Source organism: Pseudoxanthomonas sp. F11 (genome assembly GCF_037046485.1).
Taxonomy (GTDB): Bacteria; Pseudomonadota; Gammaproteobacteria; order Xanthomonadales; family Xanthomonadaceae; genus Pseudoxanthomonas_A.
Map to the genome: position 1 here is coordinate 799,862 of NZ_JBANLZ010000001.1, position 19,035 is coordinate 818,896.

Genomic DNA, 19,035 nt, shown 5'->3' on the forward strand with positions numbered 1-19,035 from the left:
CGCACGGTCCGCAGCAGTGGTTAATATATCGCTTCATCGCAATATAGCGATAGACTTCGCGCCCCTCCCCCTCGCCCCACGAGACCCGCATGTCCCACCCCGTCCTTGCTCCGCTCGGCGCCGCCATCGTGCTGGCGCTCGCCCTCCCCGCCCATGCCCAGACCGCGCCTGCCGGCGCCACCGACCTGGACGCGGTGATCGTCACCGGCACCCGTGCCACCGACCGCACCGCGCTGGAGTCCACCTCGCCCATCGACGTGCTGACCGCCGAGGACATCCGCAAGGCCGGCGTGCTCAACGGCGAACTCGGCAGCGCGCTGCAGGCGCTGCTGCCCTCGCTGAACTTCCCGCGCCAGTCCAACTCCGGCGGCGCCGACCACATCCGCGCCGCGCAGCTGCGCGGCCTGAGCCCCAACCAGGTGCTGGTGCTGGTCAATGGCAAGCGCCGCCACACCAGCGCGCTGGTCAACACCGACAGCAAGATCGGCAAGGGCAACACGCCGGTGGATTTCAACGCCATCCCGGTCAGCGCGATCAAGCGCATCGAAGTGCTGCGCGACGGTGCCGGCGCCCAGTACGGCTCCGATGCCGTGGCCGGCGTCATCAACGTGATCCTCAACGACGCGCCGGAAGGCGGGGCGTTCGAAGCCAGCTACGGCGCACACCACACCAAGGTGGAGCCGATCGACCAGACCGTCACCGACGGCCAGACCGGCTTCTTCAGTGCGCAGGTCGGCGACCGTATCGGCGATGGCGGTTTCTTCCGTGTCGGTTTGGAATACAAGCAGCGCGAGGGCACCAATCGCGCCGGCTTCGACCAGATCCCGTTCTTCGAGGAGCAGACGCCCGACAACCTGGCGCTGGCCGGCCAGCGCAACTACGTGCTGGGGGACGGCAGCTCGCGCGACATCAACGCGTGGCTCAACGCGGCCGTGCCGCTGGGCGAATCGGCCGAGTTCTATGCGTTCGGCACGTACCACCAGAGCGATACCGAAGGCGCCAACTATTTCCGCTACCCCGATGGCGTGGCGAACTGGAAGGAGGTCTACCCGAACGGCTACCGCCCGATCTCGGAAGGCGACAACCTGGACCTGGCCGGTGTGGCCGGTGTGCGCGGACAGTGGGGCGACTGGGACTACGACGCCAGCCTCAACCACGGCCGCAACGCATTCACCTACCGCCTGCGCAACTCGCTCAACGCCTCGCTCGGCCCGACCAGCCCGACGCGCTTCAAGACCGGCGATTACGAATCCGGCCAGACCCTGGTGAACCTGGACCTGAGCCGCGTGTTCGGCGCGCATACGTTCGCCACGGGCGTCGAGTTCCGGCACGAGACGTTCGAAACGGGCGCCGGCGACCCGGCATCCTATGCCGCCGGTCCCTTCACGGACCGTCCGACCGGCTCGCAGGCCGGCGGCGGACTGACGCCGCAGGACACCGCCGACCTGGACCGCGACGTGTCCAGCATCTACGCCAGCCTCAGCAGCCAGTGGGGCGAGAAGTTCACCACCGACATCGCCGCGCGCTACGAGCACTACGACGACTTCGGCGGCGAGCTGACCGGCAAGCTGGCCGCCCGCTACGAGTTCGCGCCTGCCTTCGCGCTGCGCGGCTCGGTGTCGAACAACTTCCGCGCCCCCTCGCTGAGCCAGATCGGGTTCGAATCCACCTCCACCGGCTACGACGCCTCCGGCCAGCTCACCCAGGGCCGCCTGCTGTCGGTCAACAATCCCATCGCCCGGGCGCTCGGCGCACAGGATCTGGACCCGGAGAAATCGCTGAACCTCAGCGTCGGCTTCACCAGCCGCATCGGCGAGCACTTCGACGTGTCGCTGGACGTGTTCCGCATCGACATCGACGACCGCGTGGCCCTCACCGAACGCATCGGTGGCGATGCACTGACCGACTTCGTGCTGGACACCTTCGGCGTGCCCGGCGTGCAGAGCGCCAACTTCTTCATCAACGCCGCCGACACCCGCACCGAGGGCGCCGAACTGGTCGCCAACTGGCGGCAACCGCTGGGCGACGGCAACCTGCTGCTGACCGGCGCGTACAGCTACGCCAAGACGGAATTGAAGAACATCGCGACCACGCCGGCCGAACTGCTCGCCATCGACCCGGGCTACGTGCTGTTCGGCGTGGAGGAAAGCAACACGCTGACCGACGCCGCCCCGCGCACGCGCGGCACCTTCACCGCCATCTGGGATACCACGCAGTGGTCGCTGCTGGGCCGCGTGAGCCGCCACGGCAGCGCCAAGCGCGTGTTCAACTTCGGAGGCGGCTTCGAGCCGGAGCAGACCTATGGCGCCGAGTGGCAACTGGACGCGGAAGTCGAGTACCGCGTGTCGCCGAAGTGGAGCGTCGCCCTCGGCGGCCTGAACCTGACCGACGAGTACCCGGACCTGTCGAGCGCGGACATCTCCTACTTCGGCAACCTGCCCTACGACGTGCTGTCACCCATCGGCAGCAACGGTGCGTACTACTACACGCGGGTGCGCTACACGTTCTGAGTTGGACAGACGTCATCCCGGCGCAGGCCGGGATGACGGTCATGCAGCGTGCGCCATGCGCACGGCCCCGGCATTGCGGACGCACGGCGTCGTGCGCATGGCGCACGCTACAGGAAGCGCGCGCGCTCCTCCTCCGTCGGCACATGGCACGCGGTGGTGCCGAACAGGCGATAGCGATTGCGCGCGATCCACCGGTACACCGGATCGCGCACGAAACGCGGTACCCACGCGATGACGCCCGCCAGGCGCCATGCTCCGCCCAGCCCGGTCAGCACGCGCCGGATGGCGTCGCTGTCGGTCCACGCGCGCTCGCCGTCGACCAGCAGGAACGATGCGGGGTCGTCAGGATCCAGTCCATGCCGCGCCAGCAACGCGCGACCCGCGTCCGTCTGCATCGCCGCGAAACGATAGCGGCCCTCACGGTCGTGCTTCAGCAGGAAACGCACCCAGCCGTTGCACAGCACGCAGATGCCGTCGAAGACGATGACCGGCACTCGCGGACTGGATGAATCCCTTGTCGTCACGCAACCTCTCCATCAAACAGGATGATTCCCCTCTCCCCGCGTGCGGGGAGAGGGTGCCAACGGCGGGTGAGGGGGGAACGGAGCCTGCCACCCATCGCGCCACCGCAACGGCGCAACGCGCGATGCACTGACGCTCGCTCCCCGTGTCGACAACGAGCAGCGCCCCTCATCCGTCCTCCGGGCACCTTCTCCCCGCAGGCGGGGAGAAGGACAGCCATTCACTCGCTGCGTACATCCAGCCAGCCCGTGTAGTGCACCAGCAGTCCGACGAGCGGCAACCAGGCCCGCACATCGAACGCGTAACGCTCGCCGTCCGCGAATTCGCGCGCGCCGACGCCGGTGAACCAGCGTGGCGGTAGCGACACGCCGAACACACCGACCCGGACGACACGCCAGACTATCGCCTCGTTTACGACCTCCAGGTGGAACCCGAACGTCGCTACGCCCAATCGTTCGCACAGCACGTCACCCTCGCGCCACAGCCGCGAGGGCATGGCGCGGCCTCCGATGAAACGGGTCCATCGTTCGTGGTCAGGTGATGCGTCGATCTTGACGCACAGTGGGCCTGCGCCCGCGGGTGGCAGGTGCGTGGCAGCGGCAATGAGTCGGGACAGCACGCCGGATCCGCGTTCGACCCGTACCTCGCCCGTGTAGCGCTGCAGGCCCTGCGCCGCGTGCAGGGCGCGCACGGGTGCCGGCAGCGTGGCGAACGCCGGTCCCAGCAATGCTGCGAACAACGGGCTTACGCCTACATCCACGCCAGCGTGGCGATGCGGCCGCTGCGGCCGTCGCGGCGGTGGGAGAAGAAGCGGTCGGGTTCGCTGATCGTGCAGAGATCGCCGCCATGGATGTCATCCGCCCGCATGCCACGCGCGACGAGGCGGCGACGCGCGAGCGCAGGCAGGTCGGCCAGCCAATGGCCCGGACGCGTCGGCACGAACGCCGCGGCCGCGCCCGCATCCTGCGAGACGAAGGCGGCGAAGACGTTCTCGCCGACTTCGTAACGCCGCGGCCCCGCCGCCGGCCCGATCCACGCCACCACGTCCGCGGCCGGTGTGCGCATGGCCGCCAGCGTCGCCTCCAGCATGCCCTTCGACAGCCCCGGCCAGCCGGCGTGCGCGGCGGCGATCTCGCGGCCGTCCTTTGCCGCGAACACCACCGGCAGGCAGTCGGCGGTGAGGATGGCCAGCACCACGCCCGGCGTCGTCGTGACCAGCGCGTCGGCGACGGGCTCGGGCGCATCGCGGTCCGGGGGTCCGTCCACGCGCACGACATCCGTGCCATGCACCTGTTTCAGCCAGTGCGGCGTCGACGGCAGGCCGGCCAGTTCGGCCAGCTGCGCGCGATTGCACGCCACCGTGGCCGGATCGTCGCCGTCGGCCGCGTACTTGTTGCCCAGGTTGAAGTGGTCGAACGGCGCCTGCGACACGCCCGCGCCATGGCGCAACGTGGTGAACGCGTGCACGCCCCGCGGCGCGGGCCAGGCGGCCTGCACGACGGGCGCACGATTCACTTGCGCTGCGCCTGCGTGTCCGCGCGCAGGGCCGCCAGCAGCGCCAGCATGTCGGCCGGCACCGGCGCCGTGACGCGCACCGGTTCACCGCTGACCGGATGCGCGAACTCCAGCGTCTCGGCATGCAGGGCCTGACGGCGGAAGCCCCGCAGCACCGCGATCAGTTCGTCGCTGGCGCCCTTCGGCAGGCGCAGCGGGCCGCCGTACAGCGGATCGCCGACGATCGGGTATTTGATGTGCGCCATGTGCACGCGGATCTGGTGGGTGCGCCCTGTCTCCAGCCGGCATTCCAGCGCGGTATGCGCGCGGAAGCGCTCGCGCAGGCGGTAGTGGGTGACGGCGTCGCGGCCATCCTCGCGCACGGCCATCTTCAGGCGGTCGCGCGGGTGGCGGTCGATCGGCGCATTGGCGGTGCCGCCGGAGACCATCGCACCGACCACGATCGCCAGGTACTGGCGATGCACGTCGCGCGAGGCCAGCTGCGCCACCAGCGAGGTGTGCGCCGGCAGCGTGCGCGCCACCACCATGACACCCGAGGTGTCCTTGTCCAGCCGGTGCACGATGCCCGCGCGCGGCAAGGCCGACAGCGACGGATCGCGGAACAGCAACGCATTGACCAGCGTGCCGGTGGGATTGCCGGCACCGGGATGAACCACCAGTCCGGCGGGCTTGTCCAGCACGAAGACGTGCTCGTCCTCGTACAGGATGTCCAGCGGGATGTCTTCCGGCTCGGCGTGGGTCTGGGTATCCAGCACCACGTCCAGGCTGGCGGTCTCGCCGCCGCGCACGGGGTCGCGCGGGCGCACCACCTGGCCATCCAGCAGCGCATTGCCGGACTTGATCCACTCGGTCAGGCGCGACCGGGAGAACTCGGGGAACAGCTCCGCCAGCGCGGCGTCGAAGCGCCGGCCGGCAGCGCTGGCGGGCACGACGGCCGTGCGTGGGGTGTCGGAGGAATCGGGGGAATCGGGTTCGGTCATGCGGGAAAACGTCCAGGAAGGCCATGCCGCCGGTCCGTATTGGCCGATTGTTCATGGCGAAGGCGGCGCCTAGGCTATCATCGACAGCCTGTTTCCCTGCCGCGGCCTGCCGCCAGCCCATGACCCAGCGTGCCCTTCCCCGCCTTACCCGCCCCTCCGCGTCCGCCCGTCTGGTCCTGCTGGCACTGGCGATCGCCTTCGCCGGGACCGGCTGCGGCAAGATCTTCAAGAAGAAGGAAGCACCTGAGAACCAGCCGGTCGAGGTGATGTACCAGGAAGCGCACCAGGCCATGGCCAACAACAACTGGGAGCGCGGCCTGACCAGCTTCCGCCGCCTGATCGCCCAGTATCCCTACGGCCCCTACACCGAGCAGGCCCTGATGGAAACGGCCTATGCCGAGTACAAGGCCGGCAAGCTGGACGACGCGGTGACCACCATCGACCGCTTCATCCGCACCTACCCCACGCACCGCAACATCCCGTACATGTACTACCTGCGCGGGCTGGCCAACTCCAACCGCGACACGGTGTTCCTGCAGAAGGTGTGGCGCCTGGACGCCAGCCGCCGCGACCTGGCCACGCCGATGCAGGGCTACAACGACTTCAACCGCGTGGCCGAGAACTACCCCAACAGCCGCTACGCCGCCGATGCCCGCCAGCGCATGGTGGCCCTGCGCAACCAGTTCGCCCTGCACGAACTGGACACCGCCCTCTACTACCTGCGCCGCGACGCCTATGTGTCGGCCGCCAGCCGCGCCAAGTACCTGCTGGAAACCTATCCGCAGAGCGCGCACCAGAACGACGCCGTCGCCGTGCTGGCCGAGGCCTACACCCGCCTGGGCAACGAAGCCCTGGCCGCCGATGCCCGGCGCGTGCTGGAGTTGAACGACCCGCAGCACCCCTGGCTGGCCGGCAAGTGGCCGGACTATCCGTGGATGGTGCGTCGCCTGAACCCGTTCGCGGGCGAGAAGTCCATCAACACCGCCGAGCGCCGCAACGACGACTGAGCCCAGCGCGATCGTCCGGAAGAAAGGGCCTTAGGGCCCTTTCTTCGTTTGGGGTCGGATCATTCGGCCGCGCTGGCCCTGTCCCAGTCGAAGCGCGTCAGTACCGCCAGCTGCTGCGGCTCGATCACGCCGTTGTGCTGGATGCCGTCGATCACCCAGGTGGGAAATACGGTCACGCCGGCCGCCGCGCATGTCGACGTCATCGGCGTGTTGCGCCCGCCGGGCGAGCACTCCACATAGGGCAGCCGGTCCGCCGCATGGCCGAAGCGGCGCTTCTGCTGCCGGCATTCCACGCACCATGACGCGCCATAGAACTTGGCGCCGTAATCGGACAGGTGCTGGGCCAGTGCCGCCGCACGACGGCTTTCCGGACGCTGGTGCAGCAGTCCGCTCTGATGCACGTGAAGGACAGCCACGACCAGCAGTACCGGCAACGCCTGCACCACCCACCACCGCTGCCAGGGCTGGCCGGGCGCGGACACGGGGCGGCGCAGCTGCAGCCAGCCGAACATCGCCGCCAACACCGCCAGCGAAGCCAGGCAGCCGATGCAGAAGGCGTCGAGCACCACAGCCCCCACCGCCGTGAGGTACACGCTGATCGCCAGCCCCAGCAGCACCAGCCGCCACTGCCGCTGCCACCGCAGCAGCGGCGACGCCTTGCGCGACAGCGACACCCACACGATCACCGCATACAGGCCGAAGCCCCACAGTGCCATCGGCAGGCCCATTAGCGTGGACCAGCCGCTGCGCTGGATCGCATCGCACCCCCCATCGGCGCCGCAGAACGCAGAGGGCGACCCGCTCCCCGCCGTCCAGGCCAGGTAGCCGGTGATCAGCAGGCCCAGCGCCGCCAGCGCCAGCATCACGCGATCCGGTGGCGTCGCCACGCGCGGTACCGAGCCCGCCTGATGCACGTGATGCGCCTTGCGCTTCTTCTTTCGGGTGGTCATGCGGATCTCCGGGGGGTGCGTTCGCGGCGCAGTCGCCGGCTCACAGCGCGTACTTGTTGGTGATCGGGTAGCGACGCTCGCGGCCGAACGCGCGACGCGAGACCTTCGGTCCGGGCGCGGCCTGGTGGCGCTTCCACTCGTTGATGCGTACCAGCCGCAGCATGCGGTCCACGGTGGCGGCATCGAAGCCGGCGGCGACGATCTCGTCGCGCGACTGCTCCAGGTCCACGTAGCGGAACAGGATGGCGTCCAGCACGTCGTACGGCGGCAGCGAATCCTGGTCCTTCTGGTTCTCGCGCAGTTCGGCCGACGGCGGACGCTCGATCACGGCCGGCGGGATCACCGGCGCGCCACCCACGGTGTTGCGCCAGCGCGCCAGCGCGAACACCTCCGTCTTGTACAGATCCTTGATCGGCGCGTAACCGCCGCACATGTCGCCGTAGATGGTGGCGTAGCCGACCGCGTACTCGCTCTTGTTGCCGGTGGTCAGCAGCAGGCCGCCGAACTTGTTGCTCAGCGCCATCAGGATGACGCCGCGGCTGCGCGACTGCAGGTTCTCCTCGGTGGTGTCGGCGGGCGTGTCGCCGAACACCGGACCGAGCGCCTCCAGGAAGCCCTTGAACGGCGCCTCGATCGAGATGGCTTCCAGCTTCACACCCAATGCCGCGCACTGCTCGGCGGCCAGGTCGTTGGACAGGCCCGCGGTATAGCGCGACGGCAACCGCACCGCGGTGACGTTCTCCGCGCCCAGCGCGTCCACCGCCAGCGCCAGCACCAGCGCCGAATCGATGCCGCCGGACAGGCCCAGCCACACCTTCGAGAAGCCGTTCTTCCCGCAGTAGTCGCGGATGCCGCGCACGATCGCGCGCCAGGCCAGCGCGTCGCGGCTCTCGTCGCCGTCGTCCATCCACACCACGGGACTGAACTTCCGCGCGGCCGCGTCGAAATCCACCACCAGCCACTGGTCGGTGAACGCCGCCGCCGCCGGGTGCACGGCGCCATCGCCGTCCGCCACCACCGATGCACCGTCGAACACCACCGCGTCCTGACCGCCCACCACGTTGAGGTAGGCCAGCGCCATGCCGGTCTCACGCGTACGCTCGGCGATCAGCGCGTCGCGCTGCGCATGCTTGTCGCGGTCGAACGGCGAAGCGTTGGGCACCAGCGTCATCACGGCGCCCGCGCTGGCGGTGTCGGCCAGCGGTTCGGGAAACCACAGGTCTTCGCAGATCACCAGGCCCAGGGGCACGCCTTTCACGAGGAACGTGCAGGCGCCCCCATCCGGGTCCACGTCGAAGTAGCGGCGCTCGTCGAATACCGCGTAGTTGGGCAGTTCGCGCTTGCGGTAGGTGGTCTCGACCGCGCCGTCGCGCAGCACGCTGGCCGCGTTGTAGACCACGCTGCCCGCGCTCTGCGGCCAGCCCACCACGGCGACGATGCCGTGCGTGGTGGCCGCGATCTCCGTCAGTGCGGTCTCGCAGTCGGCCAGGAAGCGCGGCCGCAGCAGCAGGTCTTCCGGCGGATAGCCGCTGACCGCCAGTTCGGGGAACAGCACCACGTCGGCCCCGTACTCGTCGCGCGCCTCGGCGATCATGCGGCGGATGTTGTCGCTGTTCTGCGCCACCGCGCCGACCGGGAAATCGAACTGCGCCATCGCGATGCGGAGGATCTGGGTCATGTCGGCCTTCGATGGGAACGAACGCCGGCATTATCCCAGACCGCGCACCCGGCGCCGCGCGAAAAAAGCCCCGCGGCGTCCGGGACGCGCGCGGGGCAGCGCAGGAAGCGATGCGCGAGACGGGGAATCAGCCCGCCAGGCGGGCGGCGATACGCTGCTGCTCGTCCTTCAGCGCCTGCGGGGTGCGGGCGCCGAACTCCTGCAGGTACTCGCCAAGGCTGGCGAACTCGGCCTGCCAGCCGGCGCGGTCGAAGCCGAACAGCAGTTCGTGGGCCTCGTCGCTGAGCGCCACGCCGTCCAGGTTGAGATCCTCGGCGCGCGGCAGGTGGCCGATAGGCGTTTCCACCGCATCCGCCTTGCCCTCGACGCGCCGGATCATCCACTCCAGCACGCGCAGGTTCTCGCCGAAGCCGGGCCACAGGAACTTGCCGTCGCCGCCCTTGCGGAACCAGTTCACGTGGAAAATCTTGGGCAGCTTCGCGCCAGCCCGGTCGAACGACAGCCAATGGGCGAAGTAATCGGCGAAGTTGTAGCCGCAGAACGGCTTCATCGCCATCGGGTCGCGGCGCATCACGCCCACCGCGCCGGTGGCCGCCGCCGTGGTTTCCGAACCCATCGCCGCGCCCACCAGCACGCCATGCGTCCAGTCGCGCGCCTCGAACACCAGCGGCACCAGCGAGGCGCGACGGCCGCCGAAAACAATGGCGCTGATCGGCACGCCCTGCGGATCCTCGGCCTTGGGCGAATAGCTGGGGCACTGCCGCGCGGAGACGGTGAAGCGCGAGTTGGGGTGCGCGGCCGGGCCGTTGGCCGGATCGTACTTGCGGCCCTGCCAGTCCAGCGCGGGCGTGCGCGAGTCCAGCCCTTCCCACCACGGCTCCTGGTCGTCGGTGACGGCGACGTTGGTGAAGATGGTGTGGTGGCTGATGGTGGCCAGCGCATTCGGGTTGGAGCCGTCCGAGGTGCCGGGTGCCACGCCGAAGAAGCCGGCTTCCGGGTTGATCGCATACAGGCGGCCATCGGCGCCCGGACGCATCCAGCAGATGTCGTCGCCGATGGTCCACACCTTCCAGCCGGCCTGGCGGTAGCCTTCCGGCGGGATCAGCATGGCCAGGTTGGTCTTGCCGCAGGCGGACGGGAAGGCGGCGGCGATGTAGTGCGTTTCGCCCTGCGGGTTCTCGATGCCGACGATCAGCATGTGCTCGGCCAGCCAGCCTTCGTTGCGGGCCTGGTGCGAGGCGATGCGCAGGGCGTGGCACTTCTTGCCCAGCAGCGCATTGCCGCCGTAACCGGAACCGAAGCTCTTGATGGTCAGTTCGTCGGGAAAATGCATGATGAAGCGGCGGTCCGGGTCCAGCTCGCCGGTGGAGTGCAGGCCCTTCACGAACGCACCTTCGCGCTCGATGCGCGCCAGCGCGGCCGTGCCCATGCGGGTCATGATGCGCATGTTCGCCACCACGTAAGGCGAATCGGTGATTTCCACGCCGCAGCGCGAGAGCGGCGAGTCGATCGGGCCCATGCAGTAGGGGATGACGTACAGCGTGCGCCCGCGCATGCAGCCGGCGAACAGCGCATCCATCTTCGCGTGCGCCTCGGCCGGGGCCATCCAGTGGTTGTTGGGGCCGGCGTCTTCCTGCTGCGGCGTGCAGACGAAGGTCAGGTGCTCCACCCGCGCCACGTCGCTGGGGCTGGAGCGGTGCAGCCAGCTGTGGGGGTGGGTTTCCGGGTTCAGCGGCAGCAGGGTGCCGTCGGCCAGCATCTGCTGGGTCAGCCGCGCGTTCTCGGCGTCGCTGCCGTCGCACCAGTGGATGTGGTCCGGCTGGGTCAGCGTGGCGACTTCCGCAACCCAGGCGTTCAATGCGTCCAGCGAACTGCCCGGAAATTCGTTGCGTTTGAAAACATCGACCGCTGCGTTCATGCCACGCCCTCGAGAAGTGAGACCAAAATGATACCAATGTCTTGTCCTTCAGACGAGGAGAACGTCGAGGGACGGTCATCACCGCCGGTCGGGCAGGGGTGACCCCGTCTCACGGATGCCCAAGAAAGCCCGTCGCACAAGGCTTTCCTGCCTGTGGAAGGGGTTCCGGGACAGGCGGATGGAGCTCCGAAGGCCATCGATCGGGCTCGGAGAGCCAACGACGGGGCTCTGCCATCCCATCGATGGGGCTCTGAGCGCCATCGATGGCGCTCCCAGTGCCATCGATCACCCTTGGAGCCCCATCGATCGGGCTCGGAAGGCGATCGGTGGAGCTCAGAGCGCGATCGATGGGGCTTGCCGGGCGATCACTGGAGCCAACCGGGCCATCGATGGCCTTCCGACCCCGATCGACGACATTCCGGGCTCGATCTCCGCCACCGCGCCTACACCTGGCGCGAGCGTCGGTAGGGATTGAACAACTGCAGCAGCCACGGCTTCTGCGCCAGCACCAGGCTGACGCCCACCCGGTCTTCCGCCGGCAGGGTGGCGTCCCGGGCCAGCAGGGCGTCGAACTCGCGCGCCACTTCCTCCAGCCGCTGGCGCAGCTGCTTCACCCCGTCGATGCTCAGGCTGCCGCTGAGCAGCAGCAGCGCGTCCTGCTCGCCGTCGAAGGGGTCGGCGAAGTAGTCGGTCAGCAGGGTGTGGCGGAAATAACGCTCCATCGGCCCGTCGGCGCGCCAGCGGAAATTGCGCGCCGTCAGCGCGCGACCGCGGTTGCCCGGCATCAGTTCGATGATGCCCAGCCGGTCCAGCTTCACCAGCAGCCCGGTCCACTGCGCCGTCGTGAAGCCGAAGTGGCCCATCACGTCGTCCTCGCGCCAGCGGTTGAGGGTGAGGAACAGCGCCATCAACAGCCGCGGGTCGTCCACCAGCGCCTGTTCCTGCGCCTCGCTCAACTGCGCCATCGCCTTGCGCCCGCGCGAGGCCTCGGCGCTGAGTTCGGCCAGGCCGACGTCCAGCACGTCGCAGATCTGCTCCAGCCGCTGCAGGCTCATCGCCCGCCGGGAGAACATGCGCTTGACCGCCGCTTCGCTCATGCGGATGCGACCGGCCAGCTCGCGGTAGGTCAGTTCCTGCGCGCGCAGGCAGCGCTTCAGAGCATCGATCAGGTCCACCGAGACGGCCATCGGTAGCGCATTCCTATACCGGGTGTTGCGCGGGAGCTTACCTCGTCGATGCCGGTTGAACCGCCCGGCGTGCCGCGACAAGGCTGCGACACCCTGGAGGAACCCGCATGACCCGCCTGATCGTCCGCTCGCTGACCCTCGCCCTGGCCACCGTCCTCTCGGGGGGCGTGGCCCTCCCCGCGCAGGCCGCGCCGCAGTCCGACGGCGCCAGCCGGCTGTCGCAGGCCAGCCTGGAGGCCTCCATCGAAGTGCCGGTCGCGGTGATCCACGCCCTGGGCCATGGCGCCTCCGCGGTGGTCGCCGGCGTGGCGGTGGTGGCCGGCAGCGTGGCGGTGACTGTCTCTCTCGCGGCGGCAGGCGTGGTGGGCGCGGCCTCGTTCGTGGTCTACCTGAGCGCGGAGGCGATCAAGCGGCTCGGCATCGCGGTGGGCACGGCGATCAGTGTCGCGGCCGTGTCGACGGGCTGGATCCTCAGTGCGGCCGGTGAAGCGCTGTGCTTCATCGCCAACGACGCCGCCCGACCGCATATCCACAGCCACCGCTACGGCGGGTGATCGCGTGATGCGCGCACTCACCGCCCTGCTTCTCGCCTTCGTCCTCGCGCTGCCGGGGACGGCGCATGCGGGCGATGCATGCAAGTCATTGGAAATGCCGCCGCACAAGGTCGCGGATGCTGCGCGCACCGCCTTGCTGGCGGCGCAGCAGTTGGACGAGGTGGACGCACCGGTCGCCCTGATCGCGCGCGTCGGGACCGACCTGTCCAAGCAGGGCCTGGTCTACAGCCATGCCGGCTTCGCGGTGCGCGACCACGCCCACGGGCGCTGGACGGTGGTGCACCTGCTCAACGAATGCGGCAGCGACCGCTCCGGCCTGTACGCGCAGGGGCTGGTGAACTTCTTCGCCGACGACCTGGTGAATCAGGACCTGCGCATCGTGTGGTTCGCTCCCGAGATCGCCGACCGGCTGGCGGTGCGCTTGCAGCAGATGCCGCGGCACAGCCTGCACCACCCGCGCTACAACCTGATCGCGCGTCCCGGCAGCGAGGACTACCAGAACTCGACCGCCTGGATCGTGGAAGTGATGGCCGCCGCGCTCGCCGACCGCGGGATCTACGATCGCCGCAGCGCCTACGCCTTCGCCCGCGGCGATGGCTTCGTGCCGGACACGGTGCACATCGCCTACTCCAAGCGCGTACTGGGCGGTCTGTTCTCCGCCAACACCGACTTCACCGACCATCCGGTCGGCACGCGATTGTCCGGCGACTATCCCGTCGTCACCGTGCGTTCGATCTTCCGCTGGCTGGAGCGCAGCGGGTATGTGCGCGAGCAGCGGGAATGGCGGGGTGGTGTGCGGCAGCGGGCGATGGGGCCGGCGTGAGTCGTTCCGTGGGGTGTACCTTGGCCCACCTTGGACCCGCCCGCCTTTCCCAAACGTCCGAGGCCCATAATCCATCGCAATGAATGCGACGTGTTCATATTGCCGTACACGGATGAGTTCCGATCAGGAGTAGTGAAGGAGTCATCGAGCACGACTCCGGGCTCCGCCGGCATGATCCGTTACGATTCGGCTTATGACTAAAGGTGAGGAGCCTCATTTGGTTCTGCGGGGGGAGTTGCCACCCCGCCTCTTAAACCTTGCCGCTCGTAGCCAGGAACTCGACTGGACAGTACGAAGGCTCGTTGGCGAGCTTGCAATTCCTCAGGGAGTACGGCCCGGTGTCGCATCGGCCCTGTACACCCTTTCGCTGGAGCATGGAACAGGAGTTCTTTCCCTCCTGAGCGCCGGGAACACGGCCTCGGCGTTGGCGCTCCTGCGGCCACAGGCGGAAGCTCTCGGGAGGGCTTGCTGGGCAAGGTATGTGGCCGGGGACCAGTGGCTAGATCAACTAGTCGAGGACTTGGCTCCTGGTGAAAGGCCTTCTCAATTTCACAAGAGGCCCGACCGAGTCCTTGAAGATCTTCACGGGAAGGCTCCTCCTTTCATCCTCAACTCGCTAGGTATCGTGCTATCCGACAAGCTCATGGCCTGCTTGCATGATCTAACGCATGGTGGCCGCAGCATGATCTTCGGCCAAGCCCGGGGCCATGTAGCCGAGATCCTGCTCGAATGCATTCTGCTTTCCAACGCCATTACCAATCATGCAGCGGCTGAACTGGTTAGTCTTTGCACCCCGCCAGGCTCCCAGATCGCGCGCCGTCTCAACAAGCTATCTCGCGTTTACAGGGATTGCTTTCTGAAAATACCTCACGGATGGAGTCCTGCCCCAAGCTGGCTGCTTCCCCACGGCTACCTGCACGGACATAACACGGAATGCCATCCCGAGCTCGCTGACGCGCTCGGCTATTGCTGGGAGGCTTGGATCCCGGGCCTTGCTGCGCCCCATGCCCCGCTGACTGATTGATACCAAGGTCAGACCAGATTCCTTCGAAGACCTTCAAAAATCGGCCGATCCTGTAGGCTGAATCTTTGCGCGACGTGACCCAGTCACACAACAACCACACGCGCGGTGGGTCAAGGCCCACCCTACAGAACTCAGTTGGGAATCAGCGTCGAGATGACGTGTTCGAGATAGGTCTCGAATTCTTCCGAGGTCATGCGCGGCTGCTGCAGCTGCAGCGACAGCTGCAGGAAGCCCACGTAGGCGGCATACGTCAGGCGCGCACGGTGGGTGGCGTCGGTGCGCTGCAGGCCGGCCTGGCGGAACATCGCCACCAGGTAGTCCAGGCGACGCTGGGAGATGCGGTCGATCACCGGCTGGACGGAGGGATGGTCCAGCGCCTTCAGCAACTCGCTGTAGATGATGTGCGGCTTCACCTCGTGGCCGACCAGCTGGAACAGCGCACGCAGGCGCTCGCGCGGATCGGCCACCTGTTCCAGGCTGCCGAAGATGCTTTCCTGTTCCACGGCCTCCCAGCGCTCCAGCGCCGCCTGCAGCAGGGCATCGCGCGACGGGAAGTGCCAGTAGAAGCTCCCTTTTGTGACACCCAGCCGGCGGGCCAGCGGTTCCACCGCCACGGCCGAGACACCCTGCTCCGCAATGAGATCGAGGGCGGCCTGGGCCCAATCGTCCGCACTCAGGCGCGCGTTGCGCGAGGGGGCGGGGGGGCTGCTGTCGGGGCTGGGTGTGTTCATGTTCGCATTTAACCATACGGCGAGGTGTGTAGCGGTATGTATGTTGCGACGCACAACAAAATAAATACAAATCAATCAGTTGCATTGGAAACGCGTATCACGAACCGATTGACTGCTCTAAATGAGACAACCCATACTAGCCCGTATGGTGCAGCATGCCTCCCTTCCCTTCTCCGCCGTGTCCGGCTCCGCCACCGGAACGGACCGCGTGCCGGTCGGGCAAGGGGCCTTCTCGCTGGCGATCCGCCGCTTCCCTTCCCCGCGCGCACTGCAGGGGCACCCTGCCCTGGTGTATGCACACGGCTTCGGCCAGACGCGTGGCGCGTGGAACCGCACCGGCCTGGCGATGGCCGCGCACGGCTACGCCGGCCTGGCCTACGATGCGCGCGGTCACGGCGAGTCGGACCGCAATGCCGCCGGGCTGCCCTACACCGGCGACCAGTTCGCCGATGACCTGATCGTGGTGGCCGGCGAGCAGCCCGAGCCGCCGGTGCTGGTGGGCGCGTCGATGGGCGGGCTGTTCGGCCTGATCGCAGAGTCGCGCTGGCCCGGGCTGTTCCGCGCCATGGTGCTGGTGGACATCACCCCGCGCTGGGAGCACGCCGGCCTGCAGCGCATCCTGGCGTTCATGACGGCGTTTCCCGACGGCTTCGACTCGCTCGAGCACGCGGCCGACGCCATCGCGGCCTACCAGCCGCAGCGGCGCACGCGCAAATCCGCCGACGACCTGCGCGAGTTGTTGCGCGAAGGCGGCGACGGGCGCTGGCGCTGGCATTGGGATCCGCGCCTGGTGGACGAACTGGCCCGCGACAGCGCGCAGCACCAGGACGCCATCGCCGACGCCGCCCGCCGCGTACGGTGTCCCGTACTGCTGATCAGTGGCGGGCGCAGCGACCTGGTCTCGGAAAAGACCGTCGAAGAGTTCAAGACGCTGGTACCGCACGCGCGCCACATGCACCTGCCGCAGGCCACCCACATGGTGGCCGGCGACGACAACGACGCGTTTACCGCCACCGTGCTGGAATACCTGGCAGGCCTGCCGGCCGCGTCGGGCAACGCCGAATCCGATGTAACCGAATCCGTGTCCGGAGCAACCCCATGAGCATCGTCATCCCCTTCCTCGCCTTCCTGCTGGCGGGTGCGTTCGCCGCCTACCATCGGCTCCGGCTGGCCTACTGGGCCGCCATCACCGCCAGCCTGCTGGTGGCCTGCTGGCTGCTGGGCGCCAATCCCACCGCCACACTGGTGGCTGCGCTGGTGGTGCTGGCGATCGCGGTACCGCTGCTGATCCCCGCGATCCGCAAGCCGCTGATCACCGCCCCCGCGCTGGGCTTCCTGCGCCGCGCGCTGCCGCCGCTGTCGCAGACCGAGCGCATCGCGCTGGAGACCGGCTCGGTGGGCTTCGAGGGCGACCTGTTCACCGGCGACCCGGACTGGAACAAGCTTCTGGCCTACCCCAAGCCGCAGCTCACCGCCGAAGAGCAGGCCTTCCTCGACGGCCCGGTGGAAGAGCTGTGCAAGATGATCAACGACTGGGAAATCACCCATGTCCACGCCGATCTGCCGCCGGAGCTGTGGGACTACATCAAGAAGAACAAGTTCTTCGGCATGATCATCCCCAAGCAATACGGCGGGCTGGGCTTCTCCGCGCTGGCGCACCATAAGGTGATCCAGAAGATCGCCTCGGTCAGCAGCGTGGTCAGCTCCACCGTCGGCGTGCCCAACTCGCTGGGCCCGGGTGAGCTGCTCAACCACTACGGCACGCAGGAACAGAAGGACTACTACCTGCCGCGCCTGGCGATCGGCCAGGAAGTGCCCTGCTTCGGCCTGACCGGCCCGTTCGCCGGCTCCGACGCGACCTCGATCCCCGACTACGGCATCGTCTGCAAGGGCGAGTGGAACGGCGCCAATGTGCTGGGCATCCGCCTGACCTTCGACAAGCGCTACATCACCCTGGCCCCGGTCGCCACGCTCATCGGCCTGGCCTTCCGCATGTACGACCCGGACGGCCTGCTCGGCGACACGCGGGATATCGGCATCACCCTGGCACTGCTGCCGCGCGAGACCCCCGGGGTGGACGTGGGCCGGCGCCACTTCCCGCTGAACTCGCCGTTCCAGAACGGCCCCATCCACGGCCGCGACGTGTTCATCCCGCTGAGCCAGCTGATCGGCGGCGTTGAAATGGCCGGCAAGGGCTGGAACATGCTCAACGAGTGCCTGGCCGTGGGCCGCTCGATCACCCTGCCCTCCACCGCCAGCGGCGGCGCCAAGTTCGGCGCGCGCGTCACCGGCAGCTATGCGCGCATCCGCAAGCAGTTCGGCCTGTCGGTCGGTCGCTTCGAGGGCGTGGAGGAGGCGCTGGCCCGCATCGGCGGCAAGGCGTACGCGATCAGCGCGCTGTCGCAGGCCACCGCCGCTGCCGTGGACCGCGGCGACGTGCCGTCGGTGCCGTCGGCCATCGCCAAGTACCACTGCACGAACATGGCCCGCGACATCGCCAAGGACGTGATGGACGTGGTGGGCGGCAAGGGCATCATCCTGGGCCCGCGCAACTTCGCCGGCCGCGCGTGGCAGGCCTCGCCCATCGCCATCACGGTGGAAGGCGCCAACATCATGACGCGCAGCCTGCTGATCTTCGGCCAGGGCTCGATCCTGTGCCATCCCTACATCATCAAGGAAATGCGCGCTGCGCAGGATCCGGATGCCAAGGCGGGCATCCAGCAGCTCGATGCCGTGCTGTACCCGCACATCGGCGGCGCGATCTCCAACGCCGTGCGCTCGTTCTGGTTCGGCATCACCGGCTCGAAGATCGGCGCCGCGCCGGGCGATGCCTACACGAAGAAGTTCTTCCGCAAGCTGGACCGCTACGCGGCCAACCTGGCGCTGCTGACCGACATCTCGCTGGGCGCGCTGGGCGGCAAGCTGAAGTTCAAGGAATCGCTGTCGGGCCGCCTGGGCGACGTGCTCAGCCATTTGTACATGATGGGCGCGGTGCTCAAGCGCCACCACGACGAAGGCGCGCCGGAAGCCGACAAGCCGCTGCTGGCCTGGGCCTTCCACAACAGCGCCTATGAGATCGAACTGGCGCTGTCGCAGGCGCTCCGCAACTTCCCGATCAAGCCGCTGGGCTGGCTGTTGTGGCCGGTGGTGTTCCCGTTCGGCCGCCGTGCCGTGGCCCCGGGCGACCGCCTGAGCCACCGCGTCGCCATGCTGCTGATGGCGCCGAACGAAGCGCGCGACCGCCTGGGCCAGGGCGTGTTCCTGACCCCGTGCGAGAACAACCCCGGCGGTCGCATCGACAGCTACCTGGCTGCGGCCGTGGCCGCCGAGCCGGTGGAGCGCAAGTTCCTGAAGGCGCTGAAGACCAAGGACATCGAAGCTCTGGACTACAGCGCGCAGCTCGACGAGGGTGTGCGCGAGGGCTGGATCACCGTGGAAGAGCGCAAGCAGCTGGAAGAGTTGCGCGCGATCACGCTGGACACGATCACGGTGGACGACTTCGACGTGCACGAACTGCGCGCCGCGAGTTACTACGACATGCCCCAGCACAAGCGCCAGCCGCGCGAAGCGGCCTGACGCCCTTACCGGAAGACACGACGACGGCGGGCATGTCCCGCCGTCGTCGCGACAGGAGCC

General features: G+C 68.2%; 15 protein-coding genes. 6 read left to right on the forward strand and 9 right to left on the reverse strand.

Annotated elements, in window-relative coordinates:
- Positions 1-89 precede the first annotated feature (89 nt).
- Positions 90-2,510: a TonB-dependent receptor gene (locus tag V8246_RS03970; RefSeq protein ID WP_336187996.1), complete on the forward strand. Its 2,421-nt coding sequence runs from the start codon at positions 90-92 to the stop codon at positions 2,508-2,510.
- 107 nt (positions 2,511-2,617) lie between these two features.
- Here the strand turns inward: V8246_RS03970 and V8246_RS03975 are convergent, their stop codons facing one another.
- The 4 genes from V8246_RS03975 to rluD all read right to left on the reverse strand — a co-directional run bounded on the left by V8246_RS03975 (position 2,618) and on the right by rluD (position 5,527).
- Positions 2,618-3,034 carry a thiol-disulfide oxidoreductase DCC family protein gene (locus V8246_RS03975; RefSeq protein WP_336187997.1) on the reverse strand — a complete coding sequence of 139 codons (417 nt, stop codon included), beginning with the start codon at positions 3,032-3,034 and terminating at the stop codon, positions 2,618-2,620.
- Between the two features lie 218 nt (positions 3,035-3,252).
- On the reverse strand, positions 3,253-3,771 hold the full coding sequence (locus V8246_RS03980; protein ID WP_336187998.1) for a DUF4166 domain-containing protein: 519 nt from the start codon (positions 3,769-3,771) through the stop codon (positions 3,253-3,255).
- An 11-nt stretch (positions 3,772-3,782) separates the two neighbouring features.
- Positions 3,783-4,547 (reverse strand): peptidoglycan editing factor PgeF, encoded by a 765-nt coding sequence (gene pgeF, locus V8246_RS03985; protein WP_336187999.1) that lies wholly within the window; start codon positions 4,545-4,547, stop codon positions 3,783-3,785.
- On the reverse strand, positions 4,544-5,527 hold the full coding sequence (rluD, locus tag V8246_RS03990) for a 23S rRNA pseudouridine(1911/1915/1917) synthase RluD (RefSeq protein ID WP_336188000.1): 984 nt from the start codon (positions 5,525-5,527) through the stop codon (positions 4,544-4,546). Before rluD ends, pgeF begins: the two co-directional genes overlap by 4 nt.
- A 119-nt stretch (positions 5,528-5,646) precedes the next feature.
- Here rluD and V8246_RS03995 point away from each other — a divergent pair, with 119 nt between their 5' ends.
- Entirely contained in the window at positions 5,647-6,534 is an 888-nt protein-coding gene (locus V8246_RS03995; protein ID WP_336188001.1) for an outer membrane protein assembly factor BamD, read from the forward strand.
- A 59-nt stretch (positions 6,535-6,593) separates the two neighbouring features.
- On the opposite strand, the gene V8246_RS04000 is transcribed toward V8246_RS03995, so the two are convergent.
- The 4 genes from V8246_RS04000 to V8246_RS04015 form a co-directional block, all read right to left on the reverse strand.
- Positions 6,594-7,484: a vitamin K epoxide reductase family protein gene (locus V8246_RS04000; RefSeq protein ID WP_336188002.1), complete on the reverse strand. Its 891-nt coding sequence runs from the start codon at positions 7,482-7,484 to the stop codon at positions 6,594-6,596.
- A gap of 40 nt (positions 7,485-7,524) precedes the next feature.
- A complete protein-coding gene (locus tag V8246_RS04005; RefSeq protein WP_336188003.1) occupies positions 7,525-9,162 on the reverse strand; it encodes an NAD+ synthase in 1,638 nt (545 codons plus the stop codon).
- A gap of 127 nt (positions 9,163-9,289) precedes the next feature.
- Complete coding sequence (locus tag V8246_RS04010) at positions 9,290-11,080, reverse strand: phosphoenolpyruvate carboxykinase (GTP) (protein ID WP_336188004.1); 1,791 nt, start codon at positions 11,078-11,080, stop codon at positions 9,290-9,292.
- Positions 11,081-11,523: 443 nt separating this feature from the next.
- A complete protein-coding gene (locus V8246_RS04015) occupies positions 11,524-12,267 on the reverse strand; it encodes a helix-turn-helix transcriptional regulator (protein ID WP_336188005.1) in 744 nt (247 codons plus the stop codon).
- 107 nt (positions 12,268-12,374) lie between these two features.
- Here V8246_RS04015 and V8246_RS04020 point away from each other — a divergent pair, with 107 nt between their 5' ends.
- The gene (locus V8246_RS04020; RefSeq protein WP_336188006.1) at positions 12,375-12,821 is read left to right on the forward strand and encodes a hypothetical protein; all 447 of its coding nucleotides are present in this window, start codon (positions 12,375-12,377) and stop codon (positions 12,819-12,821) included.
- A 7-nt stretch (positions 12,822-12,828) separates the two neighbouring features.
- Positions 12,829-13,644: a DUF2145 domain-containing protein gene (locus V8246_RS04025; protein WP_336188007.1), complete on the forward strand. Its 816-nt coding sequence runs from the start codon at positions 12,829-12,831 to the stop codon at positions 13,642-13,644.
- A gap of 1,155 nt (positions 13,645-14,799) precedes the next feature.
- Here V8246_RS04025 and V8246_RS04030 read toward each other — a convergent pair.
- Positions 14,800-15,399: a TetR/AcrR family transcriptional regulator gene (locus V8246_RS04030; RefSeq protein WP_336188008.1), complete on the reverse strand. Its 600-nt coding sequence runs from the start codon at positions 15,397-15,399 to the stop codon at positions 14,800-14,802.
- Between the two features lie 178 nt (positions 15,400-15,577).
- Between V8246_RS04030 and V8246_RS04035 the strand changes: the two genes are divergently transcribed.
- On the forward strand, positions 15,578-16,501 hold the full coding sequence (locus tag V8246_RS04035) for an alpha/beta hydrolase (RefSeq protein ID WP_336188009.1): 924 nt from the start codon (positions 15,578-15,580) through the stop codon (positions 16,499-16,501).
- Positions 16,498-18,975, forward strand: coding sequence for an acyl-CoA dehydrogenase (locus V8246_RS04040; protein WP_336188010.1), 2,478 nt, complete (start codon positions 16,498-16,500; stop codon positions 18,973-18,975). Before V8246_RS04035 ends, V8246_RS04040 begins: the two co-directional genes overlap by 4 nt.
- Positions 18,976-19,035 lie beyond the last annotated feature (60 nt).

Coding starts and splice junctions, on each gene's coding strand:
- V8246_RS04010 (WP_336188004.1), bottom strand. CDS start 11,080: ATGAACGCAGCGGTCGATGTTTTCAAACGCAACGAATTTCCGGGCAGT.
- rluD (WP_336188000.1), bottom strand. CDS start 5,527: ATGACCGAACCCGATTCCCCCGATTCCTCCGACACCCCACGCACGGCC.
- V8246_RS04015 (WP_336188005.1), bottom strand. CDS start 12,267: ATGGCCGTCTCGGTGGACCTGATCGATGCTCTGAAGCGCTGCCTGCGC.
- V8246_RS04005 (WP_336188003.1), bottom strand. CDS start 9,162: ATGACCCAGATCCTCCGCATCGCGATGGCGCAGTTCGATTTCCCGGTC.
- V8246_RS04020 (WP_336188006.1), top strand. CDS start 12,375: ATGACCCGCCTGATCGTCCGCTCGCTGACCCTCGCCCTGGCCACCGTC.
- V8246_RS04025 (WP_336188007.1), top strand. CDS start 12,829: ATGCGCGCACTCACCGCCCTGCTTCTCGCCTTCGTCCTCGCGCTGCCG.
- V8246_RS04000 (WP_336188002.1), bottom strand. CDS start 7,484: ATGACCACCCGAAAGAAGAAGCGCAAGGCGCATCACGTGCATCAGGCG.
- V8246_RS03970 (WP_336187996.1), top strand. CDS start 90: ATGTCCCACCCCGTCCTTGCTCCGCTCGGCGCCGCCATCGTGCTGGCG.
- V8246_RS03995 (WP_336188001.1), top strand. CDS start 5,647: ATGACCCAGCGTGCCCTTCCCCGCCTTACCCGCCCCTCCGCGTCCGCC.
- V8246_RS04040 (WP_336188010.1), top strand. CDS start 16,498: ATGAGCATCGTCATCCCCTTCCTCGCCTTCCTGCTGGCGGGTGCGTTC.
- V8246_RS04030 (WP_336188008.1), bottom strand. CDS start 15,399: ATGAACACACCCAGCCCCGACAGCAGCCCCCCCGCCCCCTCGCGCAAC.